Genomic DNA, 12,603 nt, shown 5'->3' on the forward strand with positions numbered 1-12,603 from the left:
GGCTTCTCTGCGCCGTGGGGCCCCTCCTCGGAGAGGCTCCCTGCCGAGAGCTCCGGGCCGCCCCTGCGCGCGCGTCCGGCCCGGGTCGCTCCTCCACAGGCGCCGACGCGGGCGCCTCTCCTCCGATCGGGCAGGGAGCGCCCCGGCGCGCGGAACGGGCTCCTAGCGTGCCGGGATGACCCGCGACTTCGTCCCCCTCGTCCCCGCCGAGCACCGCCGCGACCCGCTGCCGGTGCGGCCCGCCGCCGCCGGTCTCGGGCTGCTCGCGCCGCACGCCGCGGACCCCGCGGTGACCGACCTCTTCGTGAACGGCGGCGCGGGCCTCTGGATCGACCGGGGCGGTGGTGCGGAGCGGGTTCCGGAGTGGACGCTCGACGCCGCCGGAGCACGGCGGCTGGCCGTCGCGCTGGTCGCGGCCGGTGGACGGCACGTCGACGAGGCGAGCCCGTGCGTGGACGTCAGGCTCCGCCACGGGGTCCGCGTGCACGTCGTGCTGCCGCCGGTGGCGACCGGGGGAGCGCTCGTGTCGGTGCGGGTGCCGCGGTCGGACTCCTGGACGCTTGGGGAGCTGCAGGCGGCCGGGATGCTGGACGACGACGGAGTGCGGCTTCTGCGCCGGGCGGTCCGCGAGCGGTGGAACCTGCTGATCACGGGAGCCGGTGGATCAGGCAAGACCACCCTGCTCGGCGCCCTGCTCGGGTGCGCGGCGCCGACCGAGCGGATCGTCGCCATCGAGGACGTCGGCGAGCTCCGGCCCGCGCATCCGCACGTCGTCTCGCTCGAGGCGCGGCAGCCCAACCTCGAGGGCGCCGGTGCCGTGGGCCTGGACCGGCTCGTGCGGGAGGCGCTGCGGATGCGTCCGGACCGCCTGGTCCTCGGCGAGTGCCGCGGCGTCGAGCTGCGCGAGCTGCTGTCCGCGCTGAACACCGGGCACGACGGCGGTGCGGGGACCCTCCACGCGAACTCCCTCGAGGACGTGCCCGCGCGTCTCGAGGCGCTCGGGGTCCTCGCAGGGCTCGGGCCCGAGGCGATCGCCCGCCAGACGGTCAGCGCGATCGACCTGGTGCTCCACCTCGAGCGCCGCGCCGGGCGGCGGCGGCTGGCGGCATTCGGGACGTTCGCACTCGACGCGGCCGGCCGCCTGAGGGTCGAGGACGGGTCGCTCCCGAGCGCCTCGAGGTCGAGCGCGTGACGGGCCGCGACGGGCTGGACGAGGTCGCGGCCGTCGTGCACCGACTGGCCGTCCTCCTCGCGGCGGGAGTGGCTCCCGCGTCGGCCCTCGGGCATCTCGCGGGGGCGGAGGGGGCGGACAGCGGGGACGCGCGGCGGCGGCGACTGCTCCGGGCGGTGTCGGAGGAGGCCGGCCGCGGGGGCGACGTGACGGAGGCGCTGCTGCGCGGGACGCCGGTTTCGCGGCGGAGCGGCTCGGAGCGGAAGCGGCCGCGACGGCGAGCGCCGGACACCGGTGAGGTGACCGCGTGGGCGGCGCTGGCCGCCGCGTGGCGGGTGGCCGCCGACTCCGGCGCGCCGGTCGCCGCCGCTCTCGGCGAGCTGGCGGAGTCCCTGCGCGAGCTGGCGCGCGCCCGCCGGGACATCGAAGTGGCTCTGGCCGGTCCCTCCGCCACCGGGAGGGTCGTGAGCGCGCTGCCGCTGGCGGCGCTGGGTCTGGGGGCACTGCTGGGCTTCGACGTGGTCGGCGTGCTCCTCGGGACGGTGCCCGGTGCGGTCTGCCTGGTCGGGGGAGCCGGGTTGATGGCGGCCGCGCACGCGTGGACGCGGCGCCTCGTCCGAAGCGCGGCCCTGGCCGATCCGGCGCCCGGGCTCGCGCTCGACCTCCTCTCGGTGGCGCTGGCCGGTGGCGGCTCGATCGAGTCGTCGCGCGCCCGGGTCGTGGCGGCGCTCGCCGAGTGCGGGCTCGACTCGGGCGAGCGCGTGCTCTCCGACGCGGACCCGGTGCTCGCCCTCTCCGCGGCGGCGGGCGTGCCGGCCGGACGCCTGCTCCGGAGCGAGGCGGCTCTGGTCCGGGCACGGGCGTCCTCCGGGGCGCGGGAGCGAGCCGCTCGGCTCGGCGTGACCCTGATGCTGCCGCTCGGGATCTGCGTGCTGCCGGCGTTCCTGCTGCTCGGAGTGGCTCCGATGGTCGTCTCGGTGCTGCTCTCGACGTTCTCGGTGGCGGCGTGACGCGGTCGACCGCTCCTCCACAGGGGCGGGATCGGGAGGCGTCTCCACGGATCGGCCGGAGGGTCGATCGGTGGGATCGGGAGTCGGCGATCCTCGGAGGAGGGGCATGGAGCGGGGCGGAACGGAGCAGGACACATGAGCAGTGACACGGCGATCAGCGGCGGGGGAGTCTCCCGGAGTCGAGGACTCGGTAGGAGCAGGGATGCGGGAAGTCGTGTGCCCGGAACGAGCCGGGGCTCGAGGAGCGGCGGAGGTGCGGCGTCCGGCGGAGGAACGGGCATCGACGTCTCCGCGGGGCGCGTCGAGTGGCGCCGACCCGGGTGGGGAGGTCTCGGCGCTCTGGGCGACGAGGAGGGGTCGGCGACGGCGGAGTACGCGATCGCGACGATGGCCGCGGTCGGCTTCGCCGGGCTGCTGGTGGTCATCCTCAAGGGCGACGAGGTGCGGAGCATCCTGACCGACCTGGTGACCCGCGCGCTCACCGCGGCGGGATGAGAGGCCTTCCGCTGCTGCGCGGGCGGCTCGTCCAGGAGGAGGGCTCGGCCACTGCCGAGCTCGCGCTCGTGCTCCCGGCGGTGGTCGCGGTGCTGGCGCTGTGCCTGGGGTCGGTAGCGGCCTCGGCGCAGTACGTCCGGCTCGTCGACGCGGCCGCCGACGCGGCCCGGTCCGCGGCCCGGGGCGACGACCCCCGCGCGCCGCTCGCCCGGGTGACGGGGGCGTCGCTCACGGCGGGGGAGCAGGACGGACTGGTCTGCGTCGACGTCGCGGCCCGGCTGCGCCCGCTCCCGGCGGTCTCGCTCCCGGTCTCGGTCCGGTCCTGCGCGCTGGGCGGGGGCGGATGATCCGCCGGCTCCCCGGGGCTGTCCGCGACCGGGAGGAGGGATCGGCCGCGGTCGTGGCGATCGGAGTCGTCGCGGGCACGATCCTGGTGACGGCCGCCGTCCTCGCCGGCTGCGCAGGAGTCGTCGGGCACCAGCGAGCGGTCGCCGCCGCGGACGCCTCGTCCCTGGCAGCGGCCGACGTCGCCTCCGGCCTGCTGGCCGGGGATCCGTGCGGACGTGCCGCCGCCGTAGCCCGCGCGAACGGCGCCGAGCTCGTCCTCTGCGACGTCGACGGCGGCGTCGCGAGAACGGAGGCGGCCGTCACCGCGGGTCCGCTCTCCCTCACGGCGCGGTCGAGGGCCGGCCCGCCGCCCTGAGGGCGGGGGCAGCAGCGGGCGTCGTCCGGACCGAGGTCCGGACGACGCCGCGGGAGCGCGTCAGTCGGAGGAGAGTCGCTTGTACCGGTACGCGGCGGCGGTCGGCAGGGCGCCCGCGCCCTCGTCGTGCTCGAGGCCGCCGGCGAGGAGGTAGATGTAGCGGGAGCCCGCCCTCGCCCCGGGGATCTCGAGGCGTGCGGCGGGGGCCTGATCGTCGCCGTATCCCCGGCGGAGGGTCTTGCCCTCCAGCGGTCCGTCGAGGAGCTTGGCCGTGTAGGCGGAGGTCGTGGTGGTGTGCGTCGTTGCCATGCCTCATCATGCGCCGATCGGCGCCGCGCGTCACCCCCGTCGACGGCAGGCCGGGCAGGCGGCTCCGAGGCCGTGTCCAGCGTCCTCCCGAGGTCCCCGTGTCCTCGGGAGGGGGCAGCACGTCCGGGGTCAGTGTGTATGGTGTGCCTGTCGGGCGCCCCCGCCGATGGGGACGCGTCGCCGTTCCCCGCACCACGTCGCCGCGCACCGTCTCCCCGCAGCAGGGGACGTCGGACCACTGGTCGTCCGACCCGACAGCACCAATCGAGGAGAACTGTGTCCGGCACGAAGAAGCTGGTGATCGTCGAGTCGCCGGCGAAAGCCAAGACCATCGCCCAGTACCTGGGCGACGGCTACGAGGTGCTCGCCTCCGTCGGGCACATCCGCGACCTCATCGAGCCGAAGAACCTCCCCCCGGAGCTGAAGAAGGGCCCGCTGGGCAAGTTCTCCGTCGACGTCGACAACGGCTTCGAGCCCTACTACGTCGTGTCCGACCAGAAGAAGAAGACGGTCGCCGACCTCAAGCGCGCGCTGAAGAACGCCGACGAGCTCTACCTCGCCACTGATGAGGACCGCGAGGGCGAGGCCATCGCGTGGCACCTCCTCGAGGAGCTCAAGCCCAAGGTCCCCGTGCACCGCATGGTCTTCCACGAGATCACGAAGGACGCGATCCAGAAGGCGCGCGACAACACCCGGGACATCGACACCTCCCTGGTCGACGCCCAGGAGACCCGCCGCATCCTCGACCGCCTCTACGGCTACGAGATCTCGCCCGTGCTGTGGCGCAAGGTCGGCCCCGGGCTCTCGGCCGGCCGGGTGCAGTCGGCCGCGACCCGCCTGGTGGTCGACCGCGAGCGGGAGCGCCTGGCGTTCGTGTCGGCGAGCTACTGGGACCTCGCCACCGTGCTGGCGCCCGAGTCGGACGCCGCGGCGGGCTTCGACGCCCGCCTGGCTCGGCTCGACGGCAAGCGGATCGGAAGCGGCCGCGACTTCGACGACCGCGGTCAGCTGAAGGGCGACGTCACCGTCCTCGACGAGTCCACCGCCGGTGCCCTCGCCGAGGCCCTGCGTGACCCCGCCACCACGGTCCGGGTCTCGAACCTCGAGTCCAAGCCGTACTCGCGCCGCCCCGCCGCCCCGTTCACCACGTCCACGCTCCAGCAGGAGGCGGCGCGCAAGCTCCGCTTCTCGGCGCGCCAGACGATGAGCGTCGCGCAGTCGCTCTACGAGAACGGCTTCATCACCTACATGAGGACCGACTCGCCCGGGCTCTCGCAGCAGGCGCTGAACGCCGCACGCACCCAGGCCGCGTCCCTCTACGGAGCCGAGACCGTCCCGGACAAGCCCCGGCTGTACTCCGGCAAGAACAAGAACGCGCAGGAGGCGCACGAGGCCATCCGGCCCGCGGGCGAGACCTTCCGCACCCCGGATCAGCTCTCGGGCACCCTCCGCGGCAACGACCTCCGCCTCTACGAGCTCATCTGGAAGCGCACCGTCGCCTCGCAGATGGCCGACGCCAAGGGCTCGACCGCCACCGTGACGCTGCTCGCCGAGCCGGCCGGCGACGTCGCGAAGACCGCCGAGTTCACCGCCTCCGGAACCGTCGTCACCTTCCGCGGATTCCTCCTCGCCTACGAGGAGGGGCGCGACGAGGAGCGTCACGGCGCCCGCGACGAGAAGGACGCCAAGCTGCCGGTGCTCGAGGTCGGCCAGAGCCTGGTCGTCGCCGAGGTCGAGGCCAAGGGCCACGAGACCTCGCCGCCCCCGCGCTACACGGAGGCGAGCCTGGTCAAGGCGCTCGAGGAGCTCGGCATCGGCCGGCCCTCCACCTACGCGTCGATCATCTCCACCATCGTCGACCGCGGCTACGTCACTCCGCGCGGCACCGCCCTCGTGCCCAACTGGATCGCCTTCTCGGTGGTCCGGCTGCTCGAGGACTTCTTCTCCGACCTGGTGGAGTACGACTTCACCGCCGAGATGGAGGGCGACCTCGACCGCATCGCCGGCGGCGAGGAGGACCGCGTCGCCTGGCTCAACCGCTTCTACTTCGGCGGAGGCACGCACCCCGGGCTCCGACACGTCGTGGACAACCTCGGCGAGATCGATGCGAAGAGCATCAACTCCGTCCGGATCACCGACGACATCACCCTGCGCATCGGCAAGTACGGCCCCTACCTCGAGGTGGCCCAGGAGGAGGGGCAGGAGACGCCGCGTCGCGTCAACCTGCCGCTCGAGCTGGCTCCCGACGAGCTCACGCCCGCCAAGGCGCAGGAGCTCGTCGACGCCCCGGTGCAGACCGACCGCGTGCTGGGAAGCAACCCCGACTCGGGCAAGACCGTCGTCGTCAAGGACGGGCGCTTCGGCCCCTACGTGACCGAGGTCGATCCGGAGCCGGAGACCACGGCGGATCCCGCCACCGGGGAGGTCGTCGAGCCCGCGCCCGCGAAGCGCGGCGCGAAGAAGCCCGCTGTCGTGAAGCCGCGCACCTCCTCCCTCTTCAAGTCGATGGACGTCGCGTCGATCGACCTGGCGACGGCGCTGCGCCTGCTCGACCTGCCGCGCACGGTCGGCGACGACCCCGAGAGCGGCGAGCCGATCACGGCTCAGAACGGCCGGTACGGCCCGTACATCAAGAAGGGCACCGACAGCCGGTCGCTCACCAGCGAGGACCAGATCTTCGAGGTCGACCTGCCGACGGCGCTCGAGATCTTCGCCCAGCCGAAGTACGGGGCGCGACGCGCGTCGAGCGCGCTGAAGGAGTTCGAGGCGGACCCCGTCAGCGGCAAGCCGATCCGGATCCGCGACGGACGCTTCGGCGCCTACGTGACCGACGGCGAGACCAACGTCACGATCTCCAAGGGCCTGACGATCGAGGAGATCGACTTCGAGCAGGCGGTCCAGATGCTCGCCGACAAGCGCGCGAAGGGCCCGGCCAAGAAGGCTCCGGCCAAGCGCGCGCCGGCCAGGAAGCCCGCGGCGAAGACGACCGCGGCCAAGACGACGGCGGCCAAGACGACGGCGGCGAAGACGACGGCGGCGAAGACCGCGGCCGCGAAGACCACCACGGCCAAGACGACCGCGGCGAAGACGACCGCGGCCGCCAAGAAGACGACCGCAGCGAAGAAGCCCGCCGCGCCCCGCGCCACCGCCGCGAGCCGCGCGGCCGCGGCGGCCGCCGCCGAGACGTCGGACGCGACGGAGTCGTGACCGGGCTGTTCGTCACCCTCGAGGGCGGGGACGGCGCGGGCAAGACCACGCAGGCCCGGCTGCTCGAGGAGTGGCTGGGCACGCGGGGCGAGACCGTCGTCCGCACCCGCGAGCCCGGAGGAACCGAGGTGGGCCTGCAGATCCGCGAGATCGTTCTGCACCACCGCGGCGAGATCGATCCGTGGGCCGAGGCCCTGCTCTACGCGGCGGACCGCGCTCAGCACATCGGGACGCTCGTGCGACCGGCGCTCGAGCGCGGCGAGGTCGTCGTGCAGGACCGCTACATCGACTCCTCCGTCGCCTACCAGGGAGCCGGGCGGGTCCTCGACGCCGTCGAGGTCCGGCGGCTCTCGGAGTGGGCCACCCACGACCTGAGGCCAGACCTCACCGTCCTGCTCGACCTCGACCCCGCCGTCGCGCGGGGCCGGCTCGACGCGGCCCGCACCCGCTTCGACCGGCTGGAGGCCGAGAAGGCGGAGTTCCACGGGCGCGTGCGCGAGGCGTTCCTGGCGATCGCCGAGACGGACGCCGAGCGCTTCCTCGTCCTGGACGCCGCTCTCCCCGTCGAGGAGATCGCGGCCGCGGTGCGGGAGCGGGTCGCCGTCCTCCTCGACGGCGCGTCGGCTGTCGGTGCTCGCGGTTAGCCTGGTGGCATGACCGTCTGGAGCCAGCTCGTCGGGCAGGAGCACGCCATCGGCGCCCTGCAGGACGCCTCGACGCCCCGGGACGACCGTGGCCGGGAGTCGTCGTCGATGACGCACTCCTGGCTCATCACCGGCCCTCCCGGGTCCGGCCGCTCGAACCTCGCCTACGCGTTCGCCTCCGCACTGCTCTGCCGCCACGGCGGCTGCGGGGAGTGCCCCGACTGCCGCCAGGTCGCCGCCCGCTCCCATCCCGACCTCGCCGTGCTGACGACCGAGCGCGTGATCATCTCGATCGACGAGGTGCGGCGGCTGGTCAGCAGCTCGCAGTACTCGCCCTCGGTGTCGCGCTACCGCGTCATGGTCATCGAGGACGCCGACCGGATGAGCGAGCGCACGTCCAACGTGCTGCTGAAGGCGCTCGAGGAGCCGCCGGAGCGCACGGTCTGGATCCTGTGCGCCCCGAGCGAGGCCGATCTGCTCCCCACCATCCGCTCCCGCGTCCGCTCCGTGCGGCTCCGCGTGCCGAGCGTCGAGGACGTCGCCGGTCTCCTCGAGCGCCGCGACGGGGTCGACCCCGAGACCGCCGAGCGCGCCGCCCGCCAGGCTCAGAGCCACATCGGGATGGCGCACCGCCTGGCGACCGACGCGAACGCGCGCGAGCGCCGCGAGGAGACGCTCCGCATCGCCCTGCGCCTCCGCGGCGTCTCGGACGCGGTCGTCGGCGCTGCGCGGATGATCGAGGTCGCGACCGAGGACGCCAAGGCGATCACCCTCGAGCGCGACGAGGCCGAGCGGCAGCAGGCGCTGCGCTCGCTCGGCGTCGAGCCCGGGGGCACCGTGCCCGCGCAGCTCCGCTCGCAGCTGCGGGCGCTCGAGGAGGATCAGAAGCGACGCGCGACGCGGAGCCTCCGCGACGGTCTCGACCGGATCCTCGTCGACCTGCTCTCCCTCTACCGCGACGTGGTGCGCCTCCAGCTCGGAGCGCCCGGCGGCGTCATCAACGAGGAGGTCCGGACCGAGATGACCGCGCTCGCCGACGCGACTCCGCCCGACCGCACGCTCGCCGTCCTCGACGCGATCGCGACAGCCCGGCAGCGGATCGACGCGAACGTCTCCCCGGTCCTCGCTCTCGAGGCGCTGCTCGTCGTCGCGGCGCGCCGTCCGGTGGCCGCGTGAGGCGGGGGCGCCGGACGGCCGTCGTCCTCGCGCTCGTCGCGGCCGCGTCCCTCCTGACCGGCTGCTTCGCGCCCGGCCCGAGCGTCGACCGGACCTCCACCCCCTATCCGCAGACCGTCGACGACTCCCTGGAGCGCTACTACTCGCAGGTGCTGGTCTGGGACGACTGCGGCGACGGCGCTCTCTGCACCGACGCGACCGTCCCGCTCGACTGGGACGACCCCTCGGGGGAGATCGCGTCGATCGCTCTGGTGCGCCGACCCGCGACGAAGGGCCCGGCGATCGGGTCCCTGCTCGTGAATCCGGGCGGACCGGGAGCGTCGGGCGTCGACTTCGTCCGCGACAGCGCCGACTACGCGGTCGACTCCGCGCTCGCCGCCCGGTACGACGTCGTCGGCTTCGATCCGCGCGGGGTGGGCGCCTCCACCGCGGTCTCCTGCCTCGACGCCGCGGGGCTCGACTCCTACCTCTACGACATCACGCCGGGGGAGCGGGGCAGCGACGAGTGGATCCAGGCGCAGCGCACGACCGCTGCCGCGTTCGCCGCCGCTTGCGAGGAGCGTAGCGGGCCGCTGCTGCCCGAGGTCGGCACCCCGAGCGCCGCCCGTGATCTCGACGTGTTGCGCGCGGCGCTCGGCGACGAGACGCTGCACTACCTCGGCTACTCCTACGGCACGTTCCTCGGAGCGACCTACGCCGGGCTGTTCCCGGACCGGGTCGGCCGCCTCGTCCTCGACGGCGCGATCGACCCGGCGGCCACCTCGTTCGACGTGGTGCGCGAGCAGGCGAAGGGGTTCGAGAGCGCACTGCGCGCCTACCTCTCCGACTGCCTCCGCTCGGACGACTGCCCGTTCACCGGCACTGTCGACGCGGGGATGGCCCAGCTGAAGCGCATGCTCGAGGACGTGGACGCCTCGCCGATCCGGGCCGCCGACGGCCGTGAGCTCGGCGCGAGCACGCTGTTCACCGCGATCGTCTACCCGCTCTACGACGCCACGGCGTGGGGAGCGCTGAGCGAGATGCTGGCCGGCGTCCGCCGGGGCGACCCCGCGGTCGCGTTCCAGTACGCGGACGCCTACAACGGGCGCGACGCGGACGGCCGGTACGCGGACAACACCACCGAGGCGTTCCTCGCGATCAACTGCGTCGACTACTCCTACGACGCCGACACCGCCTCGATGCGCGCCGACGAGGCCGCTCTCGAGCAGGCCGCGCCGACGATCGGCCGCTACATGGCCTACGGCGACATCCTCTGCAGCGAGTGGCCGGCGGCGTTCGAGGGCTCCCGCGAGCCGATCACCGCGGAGGGCTCGGCGCCCATCCTGGTCGTGGGCACCACGAACGATCCCGCGACGCCCTACGTGTGGGCGCAGGCGCTCGCGGGCGAGCTCTCCGCCGGTCACCTGGTCACCTACGACGGCGAGGGCCACACGGCCTACAACAAGTCGACGTCCTGCGTGAACGACGCGGTCGACGCGTACCTGCTCGAGGGGACCGTCCCGGAGGTGGATCCGCAGTGCTGACCGAGCAGGAGCGGCCCCGCGAGCAGCAGCCCGGGCTCCGCGAGCGCAAGCGCCTGGCCACGCGGCGGGCGATCGAGATCGCCGTCCTCCGCCTGGCGAGCGAGCGCGGGCCGGAGCGGGTGACCATCGAGGACGTCTCGCGCGCCGCCGACGTCTCCACGCGCACCTTCTTCAACTACTTCGCCTCGAAGGAGGACGCGCTGGTCGGCGGGCTCCCGGTCATCGCCGACGAGACGGCGGCGGCGTTCGTCGCGGGCCGGGGCGCCGTGCTCGAGGACCTGCAGCGGGTTTTCGTCGCCGCGATGGAGGAGCCGCTCGAGGAGGACCGGGAGCTGCACGTCCTCCGCCGCGCGCTCTTCCGCGAGCACCCGCATCTGGTCGGTCTGAAGATCGCGGGCATGCGCGAGTTCGAGCTCGCGGTCGAGGGGCTCGTCGCCGAGCGTCTCGGCCAGGAGGACGACGACGCGGAGCGGGTGCGCAGCCGGGCGCGGATGCTGACGCTCCTCGGGCTCGCCGCCGTCCGCCACGCCTGGGCGGCCTGGGTCGATCACGACGGCCGGGAGGCCCTGCCCGGACGCATCGCCCGCTCCTTCGAGGAGCTCCGCGGCGCGCTCGCCTGAGCCGAGCGCAGCGGTAGCCGCCGCCGTCGCGGGGCCTCTGCTCGACCGCGCCGTCCTGATTCACGCCCGGGGGCGCGAGCAGGCTATGCTGTGTAATCGTGTCCGGGGCTCAGGCCCCGCGTGCACGCCGCCTTAGCTCAGTCGGCAGAGCGTCTCACTCGTAATGAGAAGGTCGTGGGTTCGATTCCCACAGGCGGCTCCCTCTCCCGTCATCCTCGACGTCCAAGCCGGATCCATGAGTTCCCGTCCGGATCCGCGGCGTCCAGGTCGCGTCGAACTCGCGTCGCTACCCTGTTGCGGATGACCGACACGCCTCCTCCCCGCCGTCGCCGCACCCTCGTGGTCGCCGCGGTGCTCGTGGCCGCCGTGCTCGGTGGCGGTGCCTTCGGCGTGGGGACGGCTCTCGGCAGCGCCGCGGAGCCCGGGGCGCTGCCCGTCGTCTCGACCCCGACCGCCACCGCGACTCCCGCACCGACGCCGACGGCCACGGCGCGGCCCACCGCCGAAGCGGCGGCCGAGGCGCTCCGCACCTGCTCGGTGGCGGGGCTCGCCGCCGACCCGCGCCTGGGCTCGATGCAGGCGCATGTGGTCGACGCCGCGACGGGCGAGGTCCTGTTCGACCGCGGGGGCGGGACCGCGTCCCGCACCGCCTCCGCCCTCAAGATCCTCACGGCCGCGTCGGCGCTCGCGGTCCTCGGCCCGGACACGCGCATCGCCACCACCGTGGTCCGCGGGAGCGAGCCCGGAAGCGTCGTCCTCGTCGGCGGTGGAGACCTCACCCTGACCCGGCTCCCGACCGGCCGGGAGTCGACCTACGCCGGAGCGGCCCACCTCGACGACCTCGCGGCGCAGGTCGAGAGCGCCTGGGAGGCGGACCCCTCCACCGCCGGGACGCCGATCACGTCGCTGGTGCTCGACTCCTCCCTCTACTCGGGCGAGACCTGGCAGCCGAGCTGGAACCGCAAGGAGCAGGTCGACGGCTACATGCCCGAGATCACGGCGCTTCAGGTGGACGGCGATCGCGAGGACCCCACGGCCTCGACCTCCGAGCGCGGCACGGATCCGGTCGGCCGGGCCGGAGGGGCGTTCGCCGATGAGCTGGACGGCTCGCCCGTGGTCTCCACCGGGACGGCTCCCGCGGGCGCGGCGGTTCTCGGCACGGTGGAGTCGGCCCCGGTCGGCACGCTCGTGCAGCAGATGCTGCTCGTCTCCGACAATGCGATCGCCGAGATGCTCGCGCGACTCGTCGCGATCCGCACCGGCGCGGGCAGCGACTTCGCTGCCGAGCAGGCCGGTGTGCTGCAGGGGCTCGCCGGTTACGGCGTCGACACGTCCGGGATCGCGATCGTCGACGGCTCCGGCCTGAGCGACGACAACGCGGTCGCGCCGGCGTACTTCACCGAGCTGCTCCGGAAGGTGCAGGCCCGCGAGGGGCAGCTGGGGATCCTCCTGGACGGCCTGCCGGTGTCGGGCCGGACGGGCTCGCTCTCCTACTCCGACCGCTTCGCCGGCGACAACGCCGCGGCCGACGGCGCGGTGCGCGCGAAGACGGGCTGGATCGACACCGGCTACACACTGGCCGGCGTAGTCACCGCGGCGGACGGCACCGAGCTGACCTTCGCGGTCTACGCTCTCGGCGACGTCTCCGACTCGGCGAAGACCGCGATCGACACCCTCGTGACGGGCGTCTACCGCTGCGGATCCTCGCTCTCCGATTCCTGACGCGGGCGGGTCGACCTCCCGCT

The 12,603-nt window shown here is 74.1% G+C and carries 12 protein-coding genes and 1 tRNA gene; 12 read left to right on the forward strand and 1 reads right to left on the reverse strand.

Translation table 11 applies throughout. The features are described from left to right. Positions 1-175 precede the first annotated feature (175 nt). The 5 genes from C5C56_RS08330 to C5C56_RS08350 all read left to right on the forward strand — a co-directional run bounded on the left by C5C56_RS08330 (position 176) and on the right by C5C56_RS08350 (position 3,379). Positions 176-1,192: a TadA family conjugal transfer-associated ATPase gene (locus C5C56_RS08330; RefSeq protein WP_104237723.1), complete on the forward strand. Its 1,017-nt coding sequence runs from the start codon at positions 176-178 to the stop codon at positions 1,190-1,192. Beyond that, positions 1,189-2,181, forward strand: coding sequence for a type II secretion system F family protein (locus C5C56_RS08335; protein ID WP_104319380.1), 993 nt, complete (start codon positions 1,189-1,191; stop codon positions 2,179-2,181). The genes C5C56_RS08330 and C5C56_RS08335 overlap by 4 nt, the downstream gene beginning before the upstream one ends. A gap of 216 nt (positions 2,182-2,397) precedes the next feature. Further along, positions 2,398-2,676, forward strand: coding sequence for a DUF4244 domain-containing protein (locus C5C56_RS08340; protein WP_244229600.1), 279 nt, complete (start codon positions 2,398-2,400; stop codon positions 2,674-2,676). Continuing rightward, entirely contained in the window at positions 2,673-3,023 is a 351-nt protein-coding gene (locus tag C5C56_RS08345) for a TadE family type IV pilus minor pilin (RefSeq protein WP_104222193.1), read from the forward strand. The genes C5C56_RS08340 and C5C56_RS08345 overlap by 4 nt, the downstream gene beginning before the upstream one ends. Continuing rightward, complete coding sequence (locus C5C56_RS08350; protein ID WP_104272867.1) at positions 3,020-3,379, forward strand: Rv3654c family TadE-like protein; 360 nt, start codon at positions 3,020-3,022, stop codon at positions 3,377-3,379. Before C5C56_RS08345 ends, C5C56_RS08350 begins: the two co-directional genes overlap by 4 nt. A gap of 60 nt (positions 3,380-3,439) precedes the next feature. Here C5C56_RS08350 and C5C56_RS08355 read toward each other — a convergent pair whose 3' ends face one another. Then, positions 3,440-3,688 carry a hypothetical protein gene (locus C5C56_RS08355; RefSeq protein WP_104319381.1) on the reverse strand — a complete coding sequence of 83 codons (249 nt, stop codon included), beginning with the start codon at positions 3,686-3,688 and terminating at the stop codon, positions 3,440-3,442. Positions 3,689-3,964: 276 nt separating this feature from the next. Between C5C56_RS08355 and topA the strand changes: the two genes are divergently transcribed. The 7 genes from topA (at position 3,965) to dacB (ending at position 12,580) form a co-directional block, all read left to right on the forward strand. Beyond that, a complete protein-coding gene (gene topA / locus C5C56_RS08360; RefSeq protein ID WP_104319382.1) occupies positions 3,965-6,895 on the forward strand; it encodes a type I DNA topoisomerase in 2,931 nt (976 codons plus the stop codon). Next, on the forward strand, positions 6,892-7,539 hold the full coding sequence (tmk, locus tag C5C56_RS08365; RefSeq protein WP_104319383.1) for a dTMP kinase: 648 nt from the start codon (positions 6,892-6,894) through the stop codon (positions 7,537-7,539). The genes topA and tmk overlap by 4 nt, the downstream gene beginning before the upstream one ends. A 9-nt stretch (positions 7,540-7,548) precedes the next feature. Further along, entirely contained in the window at positions 7,549-8,715 is a 1,167-nt protein-coding gene (locus C5C56_RS08370) for a DNA polymerase III subunit delta' (RefSeq protein WP_104319384.1), read from the forward strand. Then, entirely contained in the window at positions 8,712-10,238 is a 1,527-nt protein-coding gene (locus tag C5C56_RS08375) for an alpha/beta hydrolase (protein ID WP_104319385.1), read from the forward strand. Before C5C56_RS08370 ends, C5C56_RS08375 begins: the two co-directional genes overlap by 4 nt. After that, entirely contained in the window at positions 10,232-10,858 is a 627-nt protein-coding gene (locus C5C56_RS17810; RefSeq protein ID WP_159939603.1) for a TetR/AcrR family transcriptional regulator, read from the forward strand. Before C5C56_RS08375 ends, C5C56_RS17810 begins: the two co-directional genes overlap by 7 nt. Positions 10,859-10,984: 126 nt before the next feature. After that, positions 10,985-11,057 (forward strand) — tRNA-Thr (locus tag C5C56_RS08385). 101 nt (positions 11,058-11,158) lie between these two features. Further along, the gene (gene dacB / locus C5C56_RS08390) at positions 11,159-12,580 is read left to right on the forward strand and encodes a D-alanyl-D-alanine carboxypeptidase/D-alanyl-D-alanine-endopeptidase (RefSeq protein ID WP_104288188.1); all 1,422 of its coding nucleotides are present in this window, start codon (positions 11,159-11,161) and stop codon (positions 12,578-12,580) included. Positions 12,581-12,603: the final 23 nt, after the last annotated feature.

Source organism: Rathayibacter sp. AY1D1, from assembly GCF_002932635.1.
Taxonomy (GTDB): Bacteria; Actinomycetota; Actinomycetes; order Actinomycetales; family Microbacteriaceae; genus Rathayibacter.